The sequence below is a fragment of the Salinibacterium sp. G-O1 genome, from assembly GCF_030063305.1.
GTDB lineage: Bacteria > Actinomycetota > Actinomycetes > Actinomycetales > Microbacteriaceae > Rhodoglobus.
In genome coordinates this window covers 181,063-204,399 of record NZ_JASISV010000001.1, presented here as the reverse complement: position 1 = coordinate 204,399, position 23,337 = coordinate 181,063, and the positions used below count along the sequence as shown (strand labels likewise).

Annotated in this window: 23 protein-coding genes; 8 read left to right on the top strand and 15 right to left on the bottom strand. The window is 66.8% G+C overall.

Annotation, left to right across the window (positions count from 1 at the left end; genetic code table 11):
- Window positions 1–101: 101 nt before the first annotated feature.
- From QMG83_RS01035 to QMG83_RS01015, 5 genes are read left to right on the top strand one after another with little or no spacing between them, the layout of a single operon-like run.
- Entirely contained in the window at window positions 102–488 is a 387-nt protein-coding gene (locus tag QMG83_RS01035; RefSeq protein ID WP_283503512.1) for a hypothetical protein, read from the top strand.
- 38 nt (window positions 489–526) lie between these two features.
- A complete protein-coding gene (gene purS / locus QMG83_RS01030) occupies window positions 527–775 on the top strand; it encodes a phosphoribosylformylglycinamidine synthase subunit PurS (protein ID WP_283503511.1) in 249 nt (82 codons plus the stop codon).
- Window positions 772–1,467 (top strand): phosphoribosylformylglycinamidine synthase subunit PurQ, encoded by a 696-nt coding sequence (purQ, locus tag QMG83_RS01025; protein ID WP_283503510.1) that lies wholly within the window; start codon window positions 772–774, stop codon window positions 1,465–1,467. The genes purS and purQ overlap by 4 nt, the downstream gene beginning before the upstream one ends.
- A gap of 1 nt (window position 1,468) precedes the next feature.
- A complete protein-coding gene (locus tag QMG83_RS01020; RefSeq protein WP_283503509.1) occupies window positions 1,469–2,830 on the top strand; it encodes a DUF2254 domain-containing protein in 1,362 nt (453 codons plus the stop codon).
- The gene (locus QMG83_RS01015; RefSeq protein ID WP_283503508.1) at window positions 2,827–3,288 is read left to right on the top strand and encodes a DUF3817 domain-containing protein; all 462 of its coding nucleotides are present in this window, start codon (window positions 2,827–2,829) and stop codon (window positions 3,286–3,288) included. Before QMG83_RS01020 ends, QMG83_RS01015 begins: the two co-directional genes overlap by 4 nt.
- Window positions 3,289–3,357: 69 nt before the next feature.
- On the opposite strand, the gene QMG83_RS01010 is transcribed toward QMG83_RS01015, so the two are convergent.
- From QMG83_RS01010 to QMG83_RS00995, 4 genes are all read right to left on the bottom strand, one after another.
- Entirely contained in the window at window positions 3,358–4,530 is a 1,173-nt protein-coding gene (locus tag QMG83_RS01010; protein WP_283503507.1) for a mechanosensitive ion channel family protein, read from the bottom strand.
- Window positions 4,531–4,620: 90 nt separating this feature from the next.
- Window positions 4,621–5,007 carry a type II toxin-antitoxin system VapC family toxin gene (locus QMG83_RS01005; protein WP_283503506.1) on the bottom strand — a complete coding sequence of 129 codons (387 nt, stop codon included), beginning with the start codon at window positions 5,005–5,007 and terminating at the stop codon, window positions 4,621–4,623.
- Complete coding sequence (locus tag QMG83_RS01000; RefSeq protein WP_283503505.1) at window positions 5,004–5,270, bottom strand: type II toxin-antitoxin system Phd/YefM family antitoxin; 267 nt, start codon at window positions 5,268–5,270, stop codon at window positions 5,004–5,006. Before QMG83_RS01000 ends, QMG83_RS01005 begins: the two co-directional genes overlap by 4 nt.
- Window positions 5,271–5,327: 57 nt before the next feature.
- Window positions 5,328–6,203 carry a CPBP family glutamic-type intramembrane protease gene (locus tag QMG83_RS00995; RefSeq protein ID WP_283503504.1) on the bottom strand — a complete coding sequence of 292 codons (876 nt, stop codon included), beginning with the start codon at window positions 6,201–6,203 and terminating at the stop codon, window positions 5,328–5,330.
- Window positions 6,204–6,292: 89 nt separating this feature from the next.
- On the opposite strand from QMG83_RS00995, the gene purL reads away from it, so the two are divergent.
- Window positions 6,293–8,584 (top strand): phosphoribosylformylglycinamidine synthase subunit PurL, encoded by a 2,292-nt coding sequence (gene purL / locus QMG83_RS00990; protein ID WP_283503503.1) that lies wholly within the window; start codon window positions 6,293–6,295, stop codon window positions 8,582–8,584.
- An 8-nt stretch (window positions 8,585–8,592) separates the two neighbouring features.
- Here the strand turns inward: purL and QMG83_RS00985 are convergent, their stop codons facing one another.
- A complete protein-coding gene (locus QMG83_RS00985) occupies window positions 8,593–9,093 on the bottom strand; it encodes a hypothetical protein (RefSeq protein ID WP_283503502.1) in 501 nt (166 codons plus the stop codon).
- Between the two features lie 210 nt (window positions 9,094–9,303).
- Between QMG83_RS00985 and QMG83_RS00980 the strand changes: the two genes are divergently transcribed.
- The gene (locus tag QMG83_RS00980) at window positions 9,304–10,188 is read left to right on the top strand and encodes a putative endonuclease domain-containing protein (RefSeq protein ID WP_283503501.1); all 885 of its coding nucleotides are present in this window, start codon (window positions 9,304–9,306) and stop codon (window positions 10,186–10,188) included.
- Between the two features lie 141 nt (window positions 10,189–10,329).
- On the opposite strand, the gene QMG83_RS00975 is transcribed toward QMG83_RS00980, so the two are convergent.
- From QMG83_RS00975 to QMG83_RS00965, 3 genes are read right to left on the bottom strand one after another with little or no spacing between them, the layout of a single operon-like run.
- Window positions 10,330–11,265, bottom strand: coding sequence for an SDR family NAD(P)-dependent oxidoreductase (locus tag QMG83_RS00975; protein WP_283503500.1), 936 nt, complete (start codon window positions 11,263–11,265; stop codon window positions 10,330–10,332).
- 45 nt (window positions 11,266–11,310) lie between these two features.
- Complete coding sequence (locus QMG83_RS00970; protein WP_502948984.1) at window positions 11,311–11,637, bottom strand: chorismate mutase; 327 nt, start codon at window positions 11,635–11,637, stop codon at window positions 11,311–11,313.
- Window positions 11,638–11,679: 42 nt separating this feature from the next.
- Window positions 11,680–12,291, bottom strand: a complete 612-nt coding sequence (locus QMG83_RS00965; protein WP_283503499.1) for a GNAT family N-acetyltransferase — start codon at window positions 12,289–12,291, stop codon at window positions 11,680–11,682.
- Window positions 12,292–12,487: 196 nt separating this feature from the next.
- Between QMG83_RS00965 and QMG83_RS00960 the strand changes: the two genes are divergently transcribed.
- Window positions 12,488–15,007 carry a helix-turn-helix transcriptional regulator gene (locus QMG83_RS00960; protein WP_283503498.1) on the top strand — a complete coding sequence of 840 codons (2,520 nt, stop codon included), beginning with the start codon at window positions 12,488–12,490 and terminating at the stop codon, window positions 15,005–15,007.
- A 9-nt stretch (window positions 15,008–15,016) separates the two neighbouring features.
- Here the strand turns inward: QMG83_RS00960 and QMG83_RS00955 are convergent, their stop codons facing one another.
- The 7 genes from QMG83_RS00955 to acpS form a co-directional block, all read right to left on the bottom strand.
- Window positions 15,017–17,287, bottom strand: coding sequence for a cellulose synthase operon protein YhjQ/BcsQ (locus tag QMG83_RS00955; protein WP_283503497.1), 2,271 nt, complete (start codon window positions 17,285–17,287; stop codon window positions 15,017–15,019).
- 192 nt (window positions 17,288–17,479) lie between these two features.
- Window positions 17,480–18,745, bottom strand: a complete 1,266-nt coding sequence (locus QMG83_RS00950) for a hypothetical protein (RefSeq protein WP_283503496.1) — start codon at window positions 18,743–18,745, stop codon at window positions 17,480–17,482.
- A 17-nt stretch (window positions 18,746–18,762) separates the two neighbouring features.
- On the bottom strand, window positions 18,763–20,451 hold the full coding sequence (locus tag QMG83_RS00945) for an alpha/beta hydrolase family protein (RefSeq protein ID WP_283503495.1): 1,689 nt from the start codon (window positions 20,449–20,451) through the stop codon (window positions 18,763–18,765).
- Window positions 20,448–21,404 carry an amino acid--[acyl-carrier-protein] ligase gene (locus QMG83_RS00940; protein WP_283503494.1) on the bottom strand — a complete coding sequence of 319 codons (957 nt, stop codon included), beginning with the start codon at window positions 21,402–21,404 and terminating at the stop codon, window positions 20,448–20,450. The genes QMG83_RS00945 and QMG83_RS00940 overlap by 4 nt, the downstream gene beginning before the upstream one ends.
- Before the next feature lies 1 nt (window position 21,405).
- Entirely contained in the window at window positions 21,406–22,569 is a 1,164-nt protein-coding gene (locus QMG83_RS00935; RefSeq protein ID WP_283503493.1) for an acyl-CoA dehydrogenase family protein, read from the bottom strand.
- Window positions 22,566–22,817 carry an acyl carrier protein gene (locus QMG83_RS00930; protein WP_283503492.1) on the bottom strand — a complete coding sequence of 84 codons (252 nt, stop codon included), beginning with the start codon at window positions 22,815–22,817 and terminating at the stop codon, window positions 22,566–22,568. The genes QMG83_RS00935 and QMG83_RS00930 overlap by 4 nt, the downstream gene beginning before the upstream one ends.
- On the bottom strand, window positions 22,814–23,242 hold the full coding sequence (acpS, locus tag QMG83_RS00925) for a holo-ACP synthase (protein WP_283503491.1): 429 nt from the start codon (window positions 23,240–23,242) through the stop codon (window positions 22,814–22,816). The genes QMG83_RS00930 and acpS overlap by 4 nt, the downstream gene beginning before the upstream one ends.
- Between the last annotated feature and the right edge of the window lie 95 nt (window positions 23,243–23,337).

The following is a 23,337-nucleotide window of genomic DNA, read 5'->3' as shown; positions in this document are numbered from 1 at the left end:
CTTGGGTCGCCTCGCCCTCAGCGACTAGGGGCTTGCAGCGCGGCCGACAGGAGGCCTATGGTTCGCCGCATCGGGCACCCCGGCGCCCGTATTGTGGGGGTATGACGAGCGGCCCTGAGACGATCGGCCTTCTCGCCGAGGTCTTCACGATCGTCGGTTTCTCGTGTGCCGCACTGTGCTTCGTCATCCTTTGCTGCATGCTCCTCGTTCGCGGACCGTGGCAGGCCGCACCGGCGGCCATCTCCGGCGACTCCCTCAACTGGCTCACGCCTGCGGGAGATGTGCGATCGCGACCGCTCACAGACACCGAGCTCGCACTGGCCCACGACCACGACAGCCTCGAGGTGTTCCACCGCAGGCGCAGTAGCCACTGCCACTTCACCAGGTCGTCCCCCGATGAAAAACTTCTTCGCACTCTCGGCATAGTTTTCGCGGGCATCGGCGCGCTCGCGGTGGTCGCCTCAGTCGTGGTTCTCTTCGTCCCGTAGAATCGTGTTATTCGCCCACGAACTCCTGGAGTGTTTCGGTGCCCACAATTCTTGTTGAGGTCATGCCCAAGGCAGAGATTCTCGATCCACAGGGCAAGGCTGTTGCCGGCGCCCTCACCCGTCTCGGTAAAGAGCGCTACACCGGCGTTCGCATCGGCAAGCGTTTCGAGCTGACGGTTGACGGGCCGGTGGATGACGCGATGCTCGCCGAGGTTCGCGAGATCGCCGAAGACATGCTCGCCAATACCGTCATCGAGGATGTCGTCAGCATCACGGTCACAGAATGAAGATCGGTGTCATCACGTTCCCCGGCTCACTCGACGACCGGGACGCCCAGCGCGCCATCCGTCTCGCCGGAGCCGAGCCGGTAGCGCTGTGGCACGGTGATCACGACCTGCACGGCGTCGACGCCATCGTGCTTCCCGGCGGTTTCAGTTACGGCGATTACCTGCGCGCTGGCGCGATCGCCAGCCATGCGCCGATCATGGCCGAGGTCATCGACGCGGCCAACGCCGGGATGCCCGTCCTCGGTATCTGCAACGGATTCCAGATGCTGGCGGAGGCCCGCCTGCTCCCCGGCGCGCACACCCGCAACGCACACCAGCAGTTCATCCGCCGCGACCAGAAGCTGACCGTCGAGAACGCCGACACGGCGTGGACCAACGAGTACGCGACGGGCGCCGAGATCATCATCCCGCTCAAGAACGCCGACGGTCGCTACGTGGCCGACGACGAGACCATCAAGCGCATCGAAGGCAACGGCCAGGTGGTGTTCCGCTACGTCGACGTGAACCCCAACGGGTCGATGAACGACATCGCGGGGGTATCGAACGAGCGCGGAAACGTGGTCGGGTTGATGCCGCATCCCGAGCATGCCACCGAGCCGGGATTCGGCCCCGACATGACGGATGCGATGCGCTCCGGCACCGACGGCCTCGCCTTCTTCACGAGCGCGATTTCGGCCCTCGCCAGGATCTGACATGGCAAGCGCCGCCCGGGGGCACCGCTGGAGTCGACGCGTAGCAAGCCTGCGCGAGTCCATCTCGACCGAACTATGGCCGGTTCCCGTGTTTTGGATCGTCATCGCCGTCGCTGCCGGTGTTGCGATCCCGATCCTGGATCGTCTCGTCGACCAGGACATTGCAGGATTCCTGCAGGGCATCCTGTTCAGCGGCGGCGCCCCTGCGGCACGCGCTGTGCTGGGGGCGATCGCTGGCTCGCTGATCACCGCTACCTCGCTGACCTTCTCGCTCACCGTGGTCGCGCTGCAGTTGGCGAGCAGCCAGGCCAGTCCGAGGCTGCTGCGCCTGTTCGCGAGTGATCGGGCTGTGCACGCGACGCTGGCGATGTTTCTTGCCACGTTTGCCTTCGCCCTGACGGTGCTGAGGACCGTCCGTGACGAGACGGAGGCCGGGGGCGGCTTCGTGCCGCGCATCGGGGTGACCGTGGCATCCGTGCTGACGCTCGCGAGCATCGTCACGCTGACGCTGTTCCTGGCACACCTTTCGAGGCAGTTGCGCGTGGAAACCATGCTGCGGGAGGTGCACGACGAGACCAGCGGCACCATCGCGCTGGTGAGCTCGACGGAGCCAGGTGATGCCGTCGCCGTCGACCGCTCGGCGCTCGGGGAGCCTCACATCCTCACCGCACAACGATCCGGATTCATCAGCGCAGTCGACCACAGCAGCCTCGTGGACACCGCGCGCCGGTATTCGGTCGTCTTCGCCGAAGAGCACACCGTCGGTAGCAGCGTGATTGCCGGAACGGTGCTCGTGTCATGGTGGTCTGATACCGGCGAACTTGTCGACGCGGATGCCCTGCAAGCGGCGGTAAACGACGCATACAGCTTCGAGTACGAGCGCACTGCCGCTCAGGACGTGGGATTCGGCATCCGTCAGATCGCCGACATCGCGAGCAAAGCGCTCTCGCCTGGCGTCAATGACCCCACCACGGCGGTGCACGCGCTCAGCCACCTGTCGGCGATCCTCGGGGCGCTGACGGAGCTGCCTGAGCAGCGCCCTGGGCTTGTCGACGAGGATGGCAACCTGCGGGTGATCCGCGGAATTCACGAGTTCGATGATCTCCTGGAGGTCGCCCTGCAGCAGCCACGGCGGTACGGGGCCGGTGATCCGGATGTCGCGGCTCGGATGCTCGCACTGCTGGACGAAGTCGGCTACGTCGCGCGCACCCCTGGGCAGCGCGAGGCGGTGCGCGCGCAACTGGGCCGGATGGTGGCATCCATCGACGCCGCAGATTACGACCCGACCGAGCGAGCACGCTTCGCCGGGCTTGCCGCCAAAGCTGGGCTCACGCTCGCCGCACACAACCCGAAAGCCTCATGACGATCACCCCACGCTCCCTGTTCCGTACGTTCGCAGTCGCCGAGGCGATCACCTGGACGCTGCTCATCGGCGGGCTCATCCTGCGGGCCACCGCCGGACTGGATGTTGCCGTGTCGATCGGTGGGGGAATCCACGGTTTCGTGTTCCTGGCCTACGGCGTTACCGCCGTTCTGGTCGCGGTGAACCAGCGCTGGGGCGTGGGCACTTCGTTGCTCGCGATCGGCAGCGCGGTCATCCCGTACGCAACGATCCCCGTCGAGCTGTGGCTCGCTCGCACCGGTCGCCTCGACGGAGCCTGGCGTCCCGCGGCGACCGGCGACCCGCGCGACAGCCGCGTCACAGATCGCATCCTGCGCGTCGTTCTGGCGCGCCCCGTGGTGTTCGCCGCCGTCGCTGCTGTCGCCGTCGCCACCGTATTCGGGGTGCTGCTGACGGTTGGCCCACCGAAACTCGGCTAACCGCGCGCGAACCGCGCCATATCGCGCGCGGGAGACGCCGTCCGCAACATTCGCCGCGGTTCGCGGCCGCTACTGCGTCGGAACCGGCACGGTGATGGCGCCGGTGAACTCCTGACCGCGCGCCTCGGCCTCCGGGGTTCCGCTGAACAGCCCGGATTTGGTCGAGGTGTCTGCGGTAGCGCGGGAACGCGGCGTCGGCTCCTGCTCGACCATCATGACCCGGTTGCGTGGCAGGGCCGCCGGGCCCGTCTTCTGCAGCCAGTCGACCAGCTGTTCGCGCACGAGGCACCGCAGATCCCACAGGCGACCGGCGTCGGATGCGCTGACCAGAACCCGCACGCTCACGAGGCCGCCCGTGGCATCCGTCACCTGCACGTTCGCGACGCGACCGTCGAACAGTTCTGTCTCGCTGAGCACCACGTCGAGCTGATCCCGCAGTCGCCCGATGTTGACCCGCCAGTCGAGATCGAACAGGATGGCCCCGGTGAGGGCACTGCCCTTGCGGGTCCAGTTCTCGAACGGCGTCGTCGTGAAGTAGGTGGATGGCAGCACCACACGCCGCTCATCCCAGGTGCGCAGCACGACGTAGGTGAGGGTGAGCTCCTCGATGCGTCCCCACTCCGAGTTGGCGACGACCACGTCATCCACCCGGATGGCGTCACTGAAGGCGAGCTGCATGCCGGCGAACACGCTGGCGAGGGTGGACTGGGCGGCGAGACCGGCGACGATGCTGGCCACACCGGCCGAGGCCAGCAGACTTGCGCCCACGGCCTGGACCGACGGGAAGGTCAGCAGGATCGAGCCGACCGCGATGAGCACGATCACGGCTAGACCGAGACGCCGGATGATCATCACCTGGGTGCGCACCCGACGAGCGACCCGATTGTCGGGAACGTCGATGGGGTATCGGGTGAGTGAATGGTCGACGAGCAGCCCGATCACCCCTGCCAGCAACCACGCACCGGTGGAGATCGCGAGGATACGGAATCCATGGTCCACCACGGGCTGCCAGTCAGGCGCGGGGAGCGTCTGCGAGACAGCGATCCACACCCCAACGATCGCGAGCATGAGGCGCGAACGGCGGCGCACGCTGCCGATCGCGGGCCGAAGTCCGGGATATCTACCGGAGACTGCACGCACCCCGATGGACACGGCGCCGATGATGATCACCACCACGATGAGGGCGATGAGCACGGCGAGGCCGAGACCGAGCCACGACTGCCAGACGAAATCTTCGAGCACAAAACCTCCTGCGACGGCAAAACGTTCAGCCTACGACACGGCCCTGAACGCCGCATGGGAGAGCGTGCGTCTTCTGGGATGCTCTCTGCGCTAAGCAGGCGCAGTCACCCGAACGCCGGCCGCTGCGGCAGCTCGACTGAGTTCGAGGTCGTAGGTGACGATCTCGTCGACGCCCAGCCGAAGAGCCGTCGCCAGGTGGATCGCGTCGTTAGAGCGCAGCGGCGCATGTGTACCCGCAGCCAACAGGTCCCCTCGCGTGACATCCACCAGATCGATCGCATCCAGCACCGTGGTCACGGCCTCGATGGCGATGATGGTTGGATTCCTGCCGGCAGCGCAATGCAACTCGGTGTGCAGAAGCCACGACGCCGCGAGCCGACGATCCGAGCCAGTCAACTCGAGCAGCAGCGCTTCGGACTCCGGCTCCTCAACCAACAGCTTCATCGCTGCAGAGGTGTCTAAGTACGCGATCGTCACCAGCGGCCCCTGCTGTCAGCGATCAGCTCCGCAGAGGTCTTCAGCGAAACCACCCGCTTGATCGACAGCAAAGCCTCCAACCCGGTACGAGCCGGCCGCGCCTCCCCACGGGCGAGCAGCCCGTCCAGCTCGCTGCCGCCCACCGGGACGATGATCGCGGTCGGGCGCCCGTTGTTGCTCACCTGCACCGACTCTCCCGCTGCTACTCGCCGCAGGATCTCGCCGCTGCGATTGCGCATCTCGCGGTGCGTCACCATATCCATGTAGCACACTGTAGCACTCGACGATTTTGACGACGGATCTCGCGTGACCAATCGGCCCTACGGCGAGACGAGGAAGAAGCCGATGATGCCGTCGTTGCGCGCGTGCACAATGACCAGGAACACGACGAGGTCGAACAGCAGGTGCACCGTGAGCACGTACGGCAGCGACCGGGTTCGCGAGTAGATCCAGCCCTGCAGCAGGGCGAACGGGATCGTCAGCAGCGGGCCCCACGCCTGGTAGCCGAGCTCCCACAGGAACGACACGAAGATGACCATCTGCAGCAGGTTCGCCTGCCACACCGGGAAGTGTCGTTTGAAGAGCACGAAGACGGTCAGGATGAAGAACAGCTCATCCCAGGTTCCTACCGCGTTCACCCCGACGAACAGCCTGGCAATCTCGTGCCACTCGGTGACCGCTGGCCAGTTCAGATAAACCTTCGAGGTGATGAAGTAGAACGGCAGGATGAGCCAGCCGAGGAAGAGCACCAAGACGATGTAGCCCCACTGCACCCGGCTCCAGGGCCAGCCGCCCCGCCACGGGAACCGGATGACCCGGTCACCGAACACGAAGCGCGAGATCAGGTACGGAACTGCGACCGCGGCCGCGAGCACGAACCCGAGCAGGAAGAAGTTGCCCCACCCGATGTTCGCCTCGACCGAGATCGTCGACACGATCACCATGCCGGTGGCGATCAGCAGCAGATCGCGGAACAGCCCGTCGCTGCGCTGGGAGCGGTCGAACAGCCACGCGATGACCAGGGCGGCGGCGAGCATCCCGTAGCCGGCGACGGTCACCGCGATCGACGTGCCACGCAGCGAGAAGAGCAGCACCGCCGAGCTGCTCAGCAACGCGGCGGGGATGAGTCCCCAGCTCAGCGCGGGCAGCGGCGCGGCGTCGGCAGCGTTGACGTCGGGCGCGAGGGCGGGAGGCACACCCCGATTCTGTCACGAGCGCCTCTCGCGTAGAATCGTGGCATCCGGCCACCCCTTTTTTCAGGAGCTTCGTGACCCCCTCGCCGTCTATGTCAAGCCCATCTGTTCCAGACACCGTCTCCAACGCGGCAGTGACCCCCGAGAAGGAGCAGCCGTACGCGGCGCTCGGCCTCAAAGAGGACGAGTACCTGAAGATCCGCGAGATCCTCGGTCGTCGCCCCACGAGTGGCGAGCTCGCGATGTACTCGGTGATGTGGAGCGAGCACTGCTCGTACAAGAGCAGCAAGAACTACCTTCGACAGTTCGGCCAGAAGGTCAGCCCGAAGATGAAGAAGAACCTCATGGTCGGCATGGGCGAGAACGCTGGCGTCGTGGATGTCGGCGAGGGCTGGGCGGTCACCTTCAAGATCGAAAGCCACAACCACCCAAGCTTCATCGAGCCGTTCCAGGGCGCAGCGACGGGTGTCGGCGGCATCGTCCGCGACATCATCTCCATGGGAGCCAGGCCGGTTGCCGTGATGGATGCCCTGCGCTTCGGTCACATCGATGACGCCGATACCGCGCGCATCGTGCACGGCGTCGTCTCGGGAATCTCGTTCTACGCGAACTGCCTCGGCCTGCCGAACATCGGCGGCGAGACCTACTTTGACTCCGTGTACCAGGCCAACCCGCTGGTCAACGCCCTCGCGGTCGGCGTGCTGCGGCACGAAGACCTGCACCTCGCGAACGCGCGCGGTGTGGGCAACAAGGTGGTGCTGTTCGGGGCTCGCACCGGCGGTGATGGCATTGGCGGAGCATCCATTCTCGCCAGCGACAGCTTCAGCGAGGGCGGGCCCACCAAGCGCCCGGCCGTGCAGGTCGGCGACCCGTTCGCCGAGAAGGTGCTCATCGAGTGCTGCCTCGAATTGTTCAACCTCGGGCTCGTGGAGGGCATCCAGGATCTGGGCGCCGCCGGCATCTCGTGCGCCACCAGCGAGCTCGCCTCCAACGGCGACGGCGGCATGTTCATCGACCTCGAGCAGGTGCTGCTGCGCGACCCCACCCTCACCGCCGAAGAGATTCTGATGTCGGAGAGCCAGGAGCGCATGATGGCGATCGTGACCCCGGAGAAGCTCGACGGCTTCCTCGCGGTCGTCAAGAAGTGGGATGTCGAGACATCCGTGCTCGGCGAGGTGACAGACACTGGGCGCCTCATTATCAACTGGCGCGGGGAAGAGATCGTCAACGTCGAGCCGCGCACCGTGGCCGTCGACGGACCTGTCTACGACCGCCCGGTGGCGTACCCCAGTTGGATCGACGCGCTGCAGGCCGACACCACGGCCTCGCTGCCGCGCTCGACCGACCTGCGCGCCGACGTGCTCGCGCTGCTCGGCTCGGCCAACCTCAGCGACAAGAGCTGGATCACCAACCAGTACGACAAGTACGTGCTCGGAAACACCGCGCTCAGCTTCCCCGACGACGGCGGAATGGTGCGCATCGACGAGGAATCCGGTCTCGGGTTCGCCGTCGCCACCGACGCCAACGGCCGCTACTGCCAGCTCGACCCATACCGCGGCGCGCAGCTCGCCCTCGCGGAGGCCTTCCGTAACGTCGCGGCAACCGGTGCGACGCCGGTCGCCGTCAGCGACTGCCTCAACTTCGGCTCCCCCGAAAACCCCGAGGTGATGTGGCAGTTCTCCAAGACCGTTGAAGCTCTTTCCGACGGATGCCTCGAGCTCGAGATCCCGGTCACCGGCGGCAACGTGTCGTTCTACAACCAGACCGGCGACGTGCCGATCCACCCCACCCCCGTCATCGCCGTGCTCGGAATCATCGACGACGTCGCCCGCCGCATCCCGTCCGGCTGGCAGGACGAGGGCAACAACATCTACCTGCTCGGTATCACCCGTGACGAGCTCGACGGATCCGCCTGGGCCGGCACGGTGCACGATCACCTTGGCGGCATGCCGCCCACCGTCGACCTCGGCGCCGAGATGAAGCTCGCGGCGCTGATCGGCGCCGGCGGGGAGCAGAGCCTCGTGGCATCCGCCCACGACCTCGCCGACGGCGGTCTCGCCCAGGCCCTGGCGGAGGCGGTCATGCGCTTCGGCATCGGCGCCCGCGTCTGGATCTCCGAAATCATGGAACGCGACGGCGTGGATGCCACGGCAGCCCTGTTCAGCGAATCCACCGCTCGCATGCTCGTGAGCGTGCCGCGCGAAGATGACGTGCGCTTCCAGGGGCTGTGCGACGGCCGCGGCTACCCCTTCCTGCGCATCGGCGTCACCGAGAATAGCGGTGTGCTTGAGGTGCAGGACGAGTTCACGATCTCGCTCGACGAGCTTCGCGGCGTGCACCAGGCGACCATGTCGGACCGGTTCGGCGCGGTCATCGGGCAGTAGTCGGGTCGCTAGCTTTCGTCCAGCAGGCTCAGCCTGTCGGCGAGGTAGGCGTCGAGCCTGCGCGGCGGATCCGTGGCGTGCCAGCGCACCATGATCGCCCCATCCTGCAGGCCCAGGATGCCGCGGCCATCGGCGAGCGCCTCGGCGCTGAGGTCGATCGGGCTGTAGTCGAAGTTCACCACCTCCCCCTCGGCGAAATTGCCACGCGCGGCGGCCCGGCGGTCGTCACGGCGGGACTCCGCCTCGGGTGAGCGGTTCGTGACCGCGCGCAGCGGAACGATCGCGCGGGTGACCGATCCGGTCTCGTAGAGCCGCGCATCCCGGTCGATCAGCAGTACGCCCAGGCGCCACGCGCGACCGGCGCTCAGGATCTTCGTCGACGTGCCGATCGGCCCGAAACTCCGCCCCGCCTTCACGGTGCCGAGAGCCTCGTCGTGGATGCCGCGGGCCTCAAGCTCGGCGACGGTGCGCTGCAGCAGTTCCCCCAGGCCCCGGCCGCCGTCATCCATCCCCCCAGTCTGCCGCAGCCGGCCGGCCGCCGCGCCTCCGCCTGCCGCCGCCGCGCCCGACGCGTCTAACTCCGCCGAGATTGCGCATTCCGCCGCTATTTCCACCGCCGTAGCGACAGTTTGCGCAAACTCGGCGGGGTGGGAGGGGTGAGGAGAGTCACTTGGGGAGAAGTTGGGCGGCGAGGGGCGCCGTGACGGCATACTCTGCGGATGTCACGGCAACCCGCCCCGCTGCCGCCGGGCCTGCGCGACCGCCCTTTCACCACGGCGGAGGCTCGCGAATTCGCGCTCACCGATCGCCGCCTGCGCGCGCTGGACCTCGGCCGTCCGTTTCACGGCGTGCGCGCGCCCGGCACACAGGTCACCCTCGACCAGCTCGCCCACGCCTATGCGGCACGGATGCCACGGCACGAGTTGTTCACGCACACGACGGCGGCGGCCATCCACGGGCTCAGGATGCCCCGCAATTTCGTGGAACTGCAGCTGCACGTGTCGGCCGCCCCGCCCCATCCGGCGCCGCGAAGCCGTGGGGTGATCGGGCACCAGTCGGCGCTAGTGCCCACGATCGTCGGCGGGCTCAGGGTCGCGCGGCCGGTCGACGCGTGGGCTCAGTGCGCCGGCATCCTGAGCCTGGATGAGCTCATCGTCATGGGCGACGGGCTGCTGAAGCGGCACAGCCCCATCGCAACACTGGGCGAGATCGAGAGTCTCGTGGCGGCGCTGAGCGGCGCTCGCGGCGTAGTGAATCTGCGGGAGGCCGTCCTGCTCATGCGCAGCCGCACCGACTCGGCCATGGAGACCATCCTGCGGCTGCTCATCGTGCGGGCCGGATTCCCCGAGCCGGAGGTGAACGGGCCGATCCGCAACAACTTCGGGGCGGTAATCGCCCACGGTGACCTCGTGTTCCGCGCTCAGAAGGTCGTGGTCGAGTACGACGGTGGCGGCCATCGCGAGGAGCGCCAGTACTTTCGGGACATCTACCGGCTCGACGACATCATGGAGGAAGGATGGCGGGCCATCCGGGTCGACAAATTCCTCCTGGCCCGGCCGGCCACCCTGTTCGCGAAGCTCCACCGAGCCCTCGAGGGTGGATGACCACCCGCCGACCTTGCGCAAACTGTCGCTATCGCTGCCGGCGTAGCGGCAGTTTGCGCAATCTCGGCGGGATTTTGGGGACGACGGGACGGGGGGGGAGCGGGAGCGGGAGCGGGAGCGGGAGCGGGACGGGAGCGGCGGCTACACGTCGAAGTCGCGGCCGGTCCACTCCTCGGCGAGGGCCCAGATGTGCCCGCCGAACTCCGGCGACGCGCTCGTTCCGGCGGGATGCGCCAGCACGGGTCGTCCGTGCGTCAGGTACTTCGGGCCGATGAACTCGCCGCCCGTGAGCGCCGGGTCGAGGGCAGCCCGCACGGTGGGCGCCGCTCCGCGGTTCTTGCCCTGAGTTCCGAACGACGCGGCGAGGGCTGCGGCGCGCATGAGCGGGGTTCGATCCGCGATGCCGGGGCGCAGCGGCGTCAGCCCGTCGATCGCGTAGCCGGGATGCGCGAGCAGAGCCGCGACATCCGGAACCCTCCCGAAAACGGTCGACTGATTGGTGCGGCGATCGAGCTCAAGGATGAAGCCGTGCATCGCGTGCTTGGAGAACGCGTACGCGCGGAAGAAGTTGTAGCTGCGCTGGCTGAGCATGTCGCCGGGGTGCGGCGGCACCATGAAGGTGCTCAGGCTTCCGAGGCCGACGACGCGGCTGCCGGCGGTGCGGGTGAGCGCGGGCCAGGCGAGGGCGGTGAGCGCGAAGTGGCCGATGAAGTTGGTCGCCATGGTGAGCTCGAAGCCGTCGACCGAGTGCTGCCGCTCATTCGAGCCGGAGGTGACGCCCGCGTTCAGGATGAGTCCGTCGATGCGGCCGTAGTCGGCGAGCCTGGACCCGGCCTCCCGCACCGACGCGAGCGAGGCGAGGTCAACAGTGAGCGAGTCGACGGATGCCCCTGCCACGTTTCCGCGGATGGATGCCTCAGCGCGCGCCGCCCGCTCGGGGCTGCGTGTGGCGAGCACGACGTGGCCGCCCGCGCGCGCGAGCTGCTCGGCGGCGAAGTATCCGAGGCCGGCGCTGCCGCCGGTGACGACGAAGGTGCGGCCATCCTGGCGAGGAGGGTGTGCGGGGTTCCAGCTCATACTTCGAGCGTACGTGGCGATTCTGGACATCGGGCCACCTTCTGGCTACTTCTGAATTTCTGTCGTTCCGGTTGAGGCGATCTGTTCGTGATGGTGGATGACCTCAGCCACGATGAAGTTCAGGAATTTCTCCGCAAACGCCGGGTCGAGGCGGGCATCTTCAGCGAGCGCCCGCAGCCGGGCGATCTGCACCTTCTCACGCCCCGGATCCGACGCAGGCAGGCCGGTCGACGCTTTGAGTCTGCCCACACTCTGGGTGAACTTGAAGCGCTCGGCCAGGAGGTGGATCAGCGCGGCGTCGATGTTGTCGATGCTGCGTCGAAGGCTCGTGAGCTCTTCCGACGGTTCTGGGTGTTCGTCATTCATGCTCATGCGGTCAAATCTAGCGCCGGATGCCGACCGGGCGAGCGCGGCTCAACCCGCGGCGGACGCAAACTCGGCAACGCGGGCCGCGAGCGCCGCCCTGACCGCGGGCCATTCATCCACGATGATCGAGTAGACGGCGGCATCACGCCAGCTTCCATCTGCCCGGCGCTGGTCGCGCCTGGTAACCCCTTCGAACCGGGCGCCGAGTTTGGCGATCGCAGCCCGTGAGCGCGCATTCTGGGCATCGGCCTGCAGCATGACCCTGCCAAAGCCGTGGTCGAATGCCTCGGTGAGCATGAGTAATTTCGACTCGGGATTGACCCCTGTGCCCCACACGGTCGGCGAATAGGCGGTCCAGCCGATGTGAGCGCGTTCTCGCGGTTCATCGAAGTCGGCGAGGGTGGATGTTCCCACCAGCGTTCCGTCGTGCAGCCACACGCCGTAGACGTTGCCGGCGTCTCGACGGTAGAAGCGGTGCGCAAAGTCGACGAACTCGACCTCGGAGGTTGGCAGTCCCGCCACGCCGCCGCCGTAGCCGGATTCGAAGACCTCCGCGGTTCCGATTGCGCGGTAGAGCGCCGGTAGATGTTCATCCTCGAGGGGAATCAATCTGACGATGTTTCCTTCGAGCACGCGGGGCATCGGACGTTGGGCTGACATAGACCCATTATCCCGGTAACCTACGGACAGCTGAGAAAATGTCAGGCGAATGAAGATTGCTCGCCTGTCCCCCCAAGTGGAGCAAAGGTGCACCCCAATAGGGGATACCCGAGCGGGTGAGTGCACGGGTTAATGGATAGGGCTGTAGTAGTACGCCACATCACCACGACCGCACCATCATGCCCAAGGAGACCGGATGCCTCACCCGATCCGCCACGGCATCCCCAGTTTCGGCGCGGTTGCCACCACCTCGTTCGCCAGCGCCGCCCTATCGAGCCGCGTCCACATCATCCACGATGTTCCTCTCGTGCCCGTGCGCGCGATCCTTGCTGCGTCGTTGGTGTCAGACTCCTCCGACCGGGACGTTGTGTGGATCGACTTCCCGACTCCCCAGGCACAACCGTGGGAGACGATCAGGGCCGCTCTCGCAGACGCTTTCAGCCTTCCGATGACCGGCGACCCCTATGGCGCCGTCGCACACGTCACCCGGGCCCTCGAGCGGCCGCTGCTGCTTGCCGTCAGCCTGACCTCGGCAGTTCGGTCGTCTGTCGACACCGGGCTCCTCGACCTTCTCGCCTCATCCCCGCACCTGTCGATCGTGGCGATCTGTTCCGCGCGGCGCGCTCTCATGGCACGGGGGCGGATCGAGTTCGGTGCCGTCACGGCCGCACCGTCGTCGCTCGTGCTGAATCCTCACGAGATTCGCGAGACCGCGGCAGCGGCCGGCATCCTGCTGACGGAGTCCACGGCGACGGGGCTCGCCCAGACGGCCCTCGCCCAGGCGGATGTGCTGCCCGCGGTTCTGGCCATGATGGAACCGGATGCCGAGGCTGGCGATGACTCCGAAACCTACGCGATTCGCATGCGGGCAGAAACCTCGTACGTGCTCGAGTTGAGGGCGCAGACCATGTCGACCGCCGAGCTGCAGCGGGTCGCATCCCTCGCCATCGCTGGCACTTTCACCCACAAGACTCTCGCCGCCATGACGCAGGGTTCCTTCGACGACCGAGACCTCGATCGACTCGCACAGTCGCGGGTGCTGTTGCGCGACGGCCGCTTCCACCTGGAACCGACGTTGCGCCGCGCGGTGCTGGACGAGGCGGGTGCGCGCATCCCCGACGTCGTTTCCGAGCTGCATTCCGCCCTCGCGCGCGGTCTTCTCTCGTCAGGCAAGGGGCTTGAGGCGCTCACCCATTTCGTGCTCGCAGAAGACTGGGACTCGCTGATAGGCGCCATCGACGATTCGCTCGTCAAGTTCATCGCCGAGGATCAGCAGGCGCTGCAGCGCATCATCCTCGATCTCCCGCGAGCTGTCCGCGACGAACATCCGCGGTTGAGCCTCTACATTGAGTGCGAATGGAACCATGGCGACGCCCTGGCCCGCCCGTATCTCTCGCTCAGCCGCAGAACTCCGGCCACGCTCACCCGGATGCCCGACGTGATGCGGTCATGGGACCGGCTGATTACCTATCTCGCAAAGTCGTTGGTGTATCGGCTGAAGAGTGACCACACCGGCGCGCTCGAGGCCGCCGAAGAGCTCGATGAGTTGCTGGCTGGCGATGACATGATCGATCGGCCGCCTCTTGTGCTGGCCGAGGCGCACTACCAGAGCGGGATGTCGCGGCTGCTCGGCCTCGATCTCGCGGGTGCGCGCGACAGCTTCCAGCGCAGTTTCGACCTGGCGTACGGGCTCGACGACGCGATCCGCCAGTCGTCCGCGCGGGCCCTGGAGGCATTCGCCCTGACTCGTGCCCTCGAAGGCGAGGTGGAGCAGGCCTCCAACCTTCTGCGCTCGCTCGATGATGATGACAACGCCGGCAGCGCAGGCCTCGTCGCCAATGCGCTGGTCGCCATCAGCCGGCTTGACCCGAAGGGTGCGCGCCACTGGCTGGCACAGCTCGCCGACATGCGCGACAACGACGAGTTCTGGGCGTTCGCGGTGCACGCCGGCAACCGTTACGGGCTGTACTGGGGCGACCCCGTCGAGACCGATTCCAATCTTGATCGCGCCTGGGCCGAGCACAGCGACCAGCTTGTCGCTGGCTCGACGGCGCAGGTGCTGCTCACGAGCGACGCTGCAGACCTCGCTCTGCTTCTCGGCCAGCTGCCGAGGGCCGAGGCAGCACTCGACCAGAGCCCGGTTCGCAACACCTGGATCTCGGTGTGCCGAGCGAGGCTCGCACTTCTCGCGGGCAACCCGAAGCACGCCCTCCTGTTCATACTCGAGGGCCAGGGTCGCGGGCGCACCGAGCGCCACGGCCAGCTCGATCTCGCCGTCCTGCGTGCGGCATCCGAACACGCACTTGACCGCAAGGAGGACGCAGCGGCTTCTCTGCTGCGTGCCATCAACCAGTCGAACAAGTCGGGTGTGATCGTGCCGTTCCACCTGCTGCCGCTCGAGACGCTGCGCTCTCTCGCGGAACTGCATCCTGATGCGGGGGCCTTCATCGCTCGCCACGAACTGAGGGGAACCAGCTATCTGGCGCCCTACCAGACGCTTGCAGGCGCACTCAGCGAGCGTGAACTCGTGGTGCTGCGCGCCCTCGATCCCGGTGCGACCATCGAGCAGGTCGCGCGCAAGCTGTTCGTCGCCAGCAATACGGTCAAAGCCCAGCTGCGCAGCATCTATCGCAAACTCAACGTCTCCACTCGCACTGAGGCGCTACTCGTCGCTGCCGAGCTTGGCCTGCTCGACGAGGACTCCCGCAGCGCCTGATTCGGCCGCCTAGTGGTTGACGATCGACCGCGGCAGGATGATGGTGTCTTCGAGAATCTCGTCGAGGCTGGAATCCAGCTCCCGCTGACGTGATTCGAGTTGCTCCCGGATGCGGCGCTCCACGAGCTGCTGCTCGTAGGCGAGGCGTTCGTCTGCAGCCCGCTCGAGTTCACGCGACTTGAGTGCGTAGCTCTCTCTCGCAATGCGCTCACGTGACACGGACGCGGTGATGTCAGTGACGTTGGAGTAGTCACCCACTGTGACCATCCGTGGGCCGGTGCGGTGGGCATCCCTCGCGCGCGCCGCCTGACGCGCGGACGTGTCCTCACCGACATTTTCGCTCGACGGCGGCGTTTCGGCGACCGTCGAGGTGGGCGTTGGGGCAACCCCAGGGCTGCCCTCCGGTCTCGTCGAGCGGCGGGACGACACGGACGTCGCAAGCGGCGGTATTGCCGTGACGAGCTCTGTGGCGCCGCGTGGAGTGACCGACGGGACCGCGGCGCTCTCCGCTGGGGCGAAACGCGATGAGGGCACCTCGACGACCTTGCGGGATGATCGCGGGGCTGTGGGGCGCACGGCGAGCGTCGGCGCCGCCTCAACCACCGTGGGGGTTCTGACGGCCCCGACAACATCCCGCGCTGCCGAGATGAAGCGACGCGCGATAGTTGCGCCGGATGCCTGCACACTGGCCAGTCGCCGTTCGAGCGCTGAACTGGGCTGCACAGGGCGACGCGAGCGCAGGATGACGGGACTGGTGCCAACCGGAGCGGGGGTGGCTCCGGGGATCGCATCGGCTGCCGTTGGGGCTTTCCACGCCGGATCGACGGGCGACCACGATTCCGACGTCGACGGCGCCACTTTCGCCAGCGACACGGCGACACGAGTGGAGACAGACACCGCAGACGAGCGACGTCCGCGACGGCCGGTGGGAATCTTGTTCAACACGATGCCGGCGGGAACGCTTCCCCCGAGCTCGAGTGCTGCGAGTGCATCCACGACGGCGGGGCGGCTGGAGCCAACAGGCACAACCAGCAGCGTGCCACTGCCGAAGAGGGCAAACATGGCGGCGTCTGTCGCCGCAGAGATGGCGGGCGCATCGATCAGCACGACCTCGAATCTGCCCTGCAACTCTGCGAGCAGGTCGCGCATGGCCGGTGTGGCGAGCAGCTCGCTCGTGCGCGGCCGGTGTGTTCCGACGGGAAGCACGCAGACGTCGCCCGAGTCCGACCAGCGCAGCACATCGTCGATGGTGGCCTCACCCGAGAGCACATCGGTCAGACCGCGCGCGCCGCTGGCACCGAACATGGTGCTGAGACGCGGGGAGGCCAGGTTCGCGTCGATGACGACCACCGATGCAGCGGTGTTGCCGAGAGCGAGCGCAAGGTTTGCCGTCACCGTGGATGTTCCCTGGCGCGACGCGATGCCGGTCACGACGAAGCTGTTCAACTCGCCGCGAACGCGCACGTGCTCGAGGTTGGCGCGCAGCGCCCGGAACGATCCCGCGATGCCGCTGTCTGGGGCTTCGGCAACCACGAGCGGCGACATCCTGGCTTTGCGGTCGCCCCGGATGGCGCCGAGGACCGGAGCTGCAGTGATGGCGGCGACTCCGGCGCGGTTGCGGATGCGGCGATCCATCGACTCACGCAGCGACGCGCCGACCAGGCCCGCGGCGAGCCCCAGGAAGCTGCCGAGGAGCAGGATCAGCGCCGTCGAACTCGGGGCGGCTGGAGGCAGGGACGCTTTCTCGATGTTGACGATGCGGATGGGGACGACGGTCACCGGCTCCACCGGGGGCGCTGCCGGGTCGACGACTGCTGCGGGATCGACGGGAACGACTGTCAGGGGCTGCACCTGCGCGGTCACAACCTCGCTGAAAACCCGGCTTGTGGTGTTGGCGATGTCCCGGGCGCGCCTGGGCGTGGCCGCGGTGGCGGTGATGTCGATCACGAGTGTCTGGGCGGGCGCCGTCACGACGAGGTCTGCTGCCAGCTCCTCGACGGTCATGTCGAGGCCGAGCTCGTCGATAACCGGCTGCAGCACCAGACCGCTCGAGGCGACGAGCACGTAGGAGGCGATGCGCCCTTCCGCGAACGTGGTTGCCTGCAGCGACTGAGCGAGGTTGCCGGAGGTGTCCGTGGTCAACAGCTCGCGGGAGGTTGCCGTGTAGGTCGGAACCTGCAGTGTTTGCGCACCGGCGGCCCCGACGAGACCGACAAGCAGCCCGAGCGCGATGAGCGCCCAGCCGCGACGAAGCACGCCAAAGTATTCGTGGATGTCCATTGGGTGGATGGCTCCGGATTCGGGTTATGTGTGATGTAAGAGACCTCGGGTAGGTCTCAATATCGGCGGGCGATGCTTTCGGGGGCAAAGCGGTCGTCGATAGGTTTCAATCTACGGATATTACCCCAGCGGCCCAACGCGCACTTTGAGTAACCGAGCAGCGGTCTGCAGGGTTAAGAGACGGGTTAACGCTCACCTGCCGCCGCTGGGGACGGGCTCTGTTTGTGAGGGAGCCGTCGGCCGTTCGGCATCCGCGAGCTGCCGGGTCGCCGCGCGCAGCGACGCCAGCTGCCAGCCCACCATTATTGCGTTGCCGGCCACCAGCGCCCAGACCGTGTGTTCCGGAGCGACGAATTCGACGACGACGAGAAGCACGAGCGCCACCGGCACACCGACCGCAACCGACGTGACGATGACGCTGAGGCGATTGACCGCCATCAGGCCGACGTTCGAGAGGTAGGGAAACGCGATTTGGGTCATGGCGACCAGTCCGAAGGCCACGGCCGCGGCGACGGTGTAATTGACCTGTCCATGGGTCATTAATTCGCTGAAGGGGCGCAGGAACACCATGAACCCCACGCCAGCCGAGAGCGCGAGACTCGTCGTGATGGTGCCGGAGACGCGCAGCCTGCGCGCGAGCTCCCGGCCGGTGACTGCTGGCACCCAACCCTGGAAAACCTGGCCGAGCGGCGATGCCGCCATGCTGACGAATTTGGAGAGCCTGTCGGCCAACACGAACTGGGGAAGTAGCGTGGGAGATACGACCGCCACAAGTCCGAGCACGGCGGGAGTAAACAGGGAATAGATACCCGTCGCCACGACGCCATGGCGCTGCTCGAGAAGATTTCCGGCGATGACCCTGAACCGCGCTGCGGCTCGGAAGTCGAGTCCTCGCCCGTGCAAAATCACCCACGCGGATACGGCGAGTGCCACCAGCGATCCGAGGAGCTGCGCGAGCGCGAAGAGCAGCAGGTTTTGGGTAAGGATGACCAGCACCAACCCGAGGATGGTTCCCGCGACACGGGGAACCGTGTCGAGAACGAGAAAGCGCCCCGGCCTGCTCTCTCCCGCGAAGAACCAGCCAGCGGATACGCCGGCCAGAAGCATCGCGAGGCCTGCAAAAAACGCGACAGGTTTGGCGTGCGGCACGATGGCGATGGTGGCTACCGCATGCACCACGACGACCGGCAGTACGAGTAATCCCCTGGCAAAAAGCGAGTCGAGAAACAGTTGCTGGCGCAGGTGGGGCGCGAGCCTTGCCACGGTCGCCGGACCGGTCAGGCCCCAGCCGAACGCAACAAAAACTGCGAGGGCGCCACCGATCGATTGACCGGTGGCCATTGATGCCCACTGGTCGGCGCCGACGATGGCGACAACGATCGGAATGCTGACGAGGCTTACGGTGCCATTGAGAACCACCGTGAGTCCGTACAGTCCCAGCGCCCTGACACGAGTCACTCTCGCGGCATCGCGGCTCACGCGAGCGTCGCTGACGTCATGGTGGCTGCGGCACCACTGCCGGCGCGCGGCATGGTCTCTTCGACCAGCGCGAGCAGGTCATCCATCATCTCGTGCCGGATCTGCTCCCCGTAGAGGGAGTGATCCCCCACCGAATAGTTGATGATGCGAACGTCGGCGCCACGACGCGTCAGCCGGTCGACCGCCTCTGGGCCACGGCGGACGGCGAAGTTGACGGCATCCGCCGGGGTCAGTAGCACAGCGACGGTGCTGCCGGGACGGCTGGGAGCCGCGAGAAGCACGGCCGGGTCATGGAACAACTGCAGTCTCGACATCACACGCCAGAGCCAGCCCGGGATGTGCTTTTTCACGGCACCCTTGAGGGCGCGCAGCCGTGATTCCTTTCCTGCCTCGGCCGCGAGCACGGAGTAGTGCCCGGGCTTCAGCGGTGTGGTCTTGTAGTAGTTCGGGCTCATCAGCACTGTCAGCAGCGCCGGGTGCTGCTCTGCAACCCTGGCCCCCACCCAGCCACCCGCGCACAGGCCCACCATCGCGAGCCCGGTCGGAGCGAAACGTGCGAGCAACGCATGGGTATCGTCGACCCACTCCTGCGCGAACATGAGGGTGGGTTCGCCGGGCACGACCTCTGTGGTGTCGCCGGTGATCCTGCGATCGAAACGCACGGCGCGCCGGCCGCGGCCAGCGAGCTCCCGCGCGGCGAGCACCTGGAACCGACTCGGACCCACCCGGTGTTCTGACGCTCCTGGTTGCAGCACCACGAGGTTGTCATCAGCTGCCGCGCTCGTTGTCTCGATGGCGAAAAGGTCGTGCTCACCGACCCGGTGGAGCCTCTCCACGATGTCCCCACCGTCGGGTGCGGTTCCGACGACGGCCTCCGGCGTGATGACCGGAGTGAGTGCGGATGCTACAGCCGGAGCCCGCTGATCGAGCCAGTCGACCAGCGCGCCGATGTCGTCGACCGGAAGTACCGCCAACTCGCCGGGCACTTCGAGAAGGCCCTCCTGGCCATCAATCGACCTGAAATGGATGCTGTCGACCTCCGCCGCGGCGAGCCGCCCGAGTGCCGGGTTCGCCGCGTAGGCGCTGCGGCCGAGCACGAGGGTCTCGATGCCGAGGGCGGTGAGGGACGCAACCGTCGTCTCCCTGACCTTCAGCCACTCCATGGCCGTGGAATGCAGGGAGAACGCCACGAGCGCATTGCTGTCATCGGCCTGGTCCTGCGTTCCGCCCACGGCGAGTTCATACAGCGAACGCTGTTTCCGGATGAACCGCCGTCCAGACAGCTCCGGATCCCACAGCACCAGGCTTGCCACATCCTCCGTGGCCGCCGCCTCAGCCGCCACGAGGCTGCCGCTGCCCAGCCCGAGCAGCGCCACCTGCTGCACCCCTGAATCGCGGAGGTACTGGATGGCATGCCGGATGCTGGCCATCCAGCCTTCAGCGGCATCGGACGCCGCGGTGGACCCGCTCGAGTCGCCCTCGCCGAGGTAATCGAAACGCAATGCTGCGATTCCCCGTCCGGCCAGCTCCTGCCCAACGAACCGCATGGCCCGGTAGGCCTGGACCTGGTCGAAACCAAAGGGCGGGCAGATGACCACGCCACTTCGCGCGACACCGCCATCCGGGAGGTGCAGGAAGCCGAGCAGGGGGGTTTCGGGGTCACCCAGCCACGTGTCGACCATCATGTCGAGCAGAGTCCCAGCAGATCGCGCACGCCCTCGGGCCATTCGGCGGGGTTCAGTCCGTGGGTGCGCAGCAGTGCGAGGGCCGTGCGCTCCATGCCGAAGGCGACACAGGCACCGTGGGCGACGTCACCGTCGTGGGTGAGAATTCCGAATGCTGCCGTCAGGTGATCACGCTGGCAGTTGGCCGAAGCGATCGCCGTGCCCTCGTGCAGGTCGCCATAGAGCGGCACGATGATCTCGACCTTCAGGTTCTCCCGAAGCTGGGCGTTGACGAGCATGCGTCCGGCGCGCCCGAAGAACGGGTCGTTGGCGGGGACCGCATCCACGGCGAGACCCAGCGACGCGAGGGTCTCGATGGCCCGGTCGAGCCAGGAGTCCCGGTAGACCTGGGCGGCATCCGGGGTGCCCACGAAGACGAACTCGCGCATCCGGAATGACTGCATGCGCATGGGATCTTCTGACGGCTCGTGGCGGAAGCCGTAGCCAGCGAGGTCGAAGACGCCGCCTTCCTCGGGGAGCCTGCCCTCGAGGGTGGCGTAAAGGGGATGACAGATGGCGGGAGTCAGCACGACATCGGTCGGGTCGAGCCAGCCGTCCCACGCTTCGCCGTCTGCACGGGCGCTGAGCAGGGCCGCGTGCTCCTTGTCGCCGCGCTCGAAGCTCGAGACGACGCCGCTCAGGTCAGGGAACGATGCGATGTAGTCGGTGCGCTCGAAGTCGACGCGCGGGTAGACGGGCGGGAAGCGCAGCACCTGCGCGTTGAGCGGTGCCGCCATCCGGGCGAGGAGTGCGTCGAGCCCGGTGATGATCGACTCGAACGTCCCGGATCGCCCATACACGCCGGCGACCGACGACGCGATCAGGATGCCGGCGTCGAGCAGCTCATTCCTGAAGGCGATTCGGGCGGTGGCCAGCTGGGTTGCGGTGTCGTCACTGGTTGCGATGTCGGTCATGTCATGACCCCTTCTGGATGAGGATACGGTGGGCGGTGTTGGCTGTGATCCGGTCGTTGTGCACCATCAGGGCGGCTCCCTGAGCGTCGCGGAACAACCGGGAGACGCTGTACGGTCCGTCGTTGCGGAAGCCGGAGATTCCGGTGATGTTCAGGGCACGCGCCACCATGTCTGCCACCAGGGTGGATGCCGTGACCTTCAGGTTGTTCATGCTCACCACGAAGCCAACGCTGCCGAGTGCGTCTCGATCGTCGGCGATTTCGTCGAACCTGTGGGCACTCGACGCGACGAGTGATTCGAAGCGTTCAAGCTCGGCTACAAGTCCCACGAGAGCTGTCGCTCCTGCCGGAATGGTGCCGATGCTTCTGCGGGCCGTCGCCCGCACGTAGCGGCGCGAGATGTCGGTAGCCGAGCGCGCCATCCCGAGCCAGACCGCCGCCCACAGCACATGCGCGGCGGGCAGCATCGTCTCGGTCGAGATGGTTTCGTACGCGACGGGAACGACTCGCTCGGCCGCGACGGTGGCGGTGAGCAGGTAGCCGAAGCTTGACGTTCCGCGCAGGCCCATGGTGTCCCACGTTCCGGTGCGCTCCAGTGCGGTGTCTGCGCGGTCGCACACCACGAGTACCTGGTCGCCCGGGGCGCTATCGGCGTCGCGGCGGGCCGTCACCAGAATGAGGTCGGCTTCTGAGCCGTAGGAGATGACGGGGGTGTTCTTGACGAGCGTTGTCGCCCCGCCGCTTGCGTCGACGAAGCACAGGCTCGAGCGCACGTCCCCGCCGACCCCGAGTTCTGTCGTCGCCGAAGCGACCAGCAGGCCGTCGGCGGCGATGCGCGAGACGACGCGCTCTATCGCAGGCGCGCCCGCCAGATGCCTCGACAGGCTGAGCACCTGGCTGTGATGCATCGCAAACACCATTCCGGTCGACGAGCAGGCTGCGCCCAGCAGCTCAGCAACCTGTGCGAGCTCGGTCAGGCTGGCACCCTCGCCACCGAATCGCCGTGGGACCGACGCTGCGAGCAGACCCGACTCGCGGAGTGCGGCGACGGCCTCCGCGGGGAATCGAGCCGTGACATCCACGTCTGCCGCGAACTGCCCTGCAATACCTGCGGCGTGTTCGGCCCGCTCGAGCAGCGACAGCGGTGCGATCGAGATCAGTGTCATGCCGCCACCGGCGACAGCGCATCGACGGCAGCCGCGATTGCTTCGATCGTGCCGAATGTGGCCTTGGTCAGAAGTTCGTCGGGGAATTCGATCTCGAAGGCGTCCTCGAGAGCGAGCATCACATTGACGCTCGCATGCGAGGTCATTCCGTGGGCGAAGAGGTCGGCACCCGCAGGTACCGTCGCTGCCGCGGAGCCGAGCTTCCCGTGAGTGTCGAGTACGCCGTGGATGGTGTCGAGGCGGCTCATGCTGCACACTCTTCCTGTTCGATTGCGGCGGCGAACGCGAGCGCGAAACCTCCGTCGTGGGTGATGGAAACGTCGATGTGGGAGAGTCCCGCCTGCGCGGCCAGCTCGGCAGCGGGGCCCAGCAGGGAGACAGTTGGAGCACCGGATTCCTCGGCGCCGATCTCGATACTGCTCCACGGCAGCGAGGCCGAGGAAGGCACACGCAGCACTTTTGCTACAGCCTCCTTAGCGGCCCACCGGCCAGCAAGTCTCTCGGCCGAATGGGAGCCGGTACAGAGCGCCCGCTCCACGGGAGTGAAAACGCGATCAAGGTAGCGCGCGCCAAACAACGCAACGCTCTCGCTCACCTCGGCAACGCGCTGCAGATCGCAGCCCACCCGTACGCGCGGGGGTGCGACGGGTGCGCCAGCTCGGGTGCTGTGCATGTTATTCCTTAGCGGTCGCCGGGTCGACGCGCCAAGGACGCGGTCGGTCGCATTCGAGCCGTGGGTCGGTTCGATGAGACGGGCGATATTCGGGT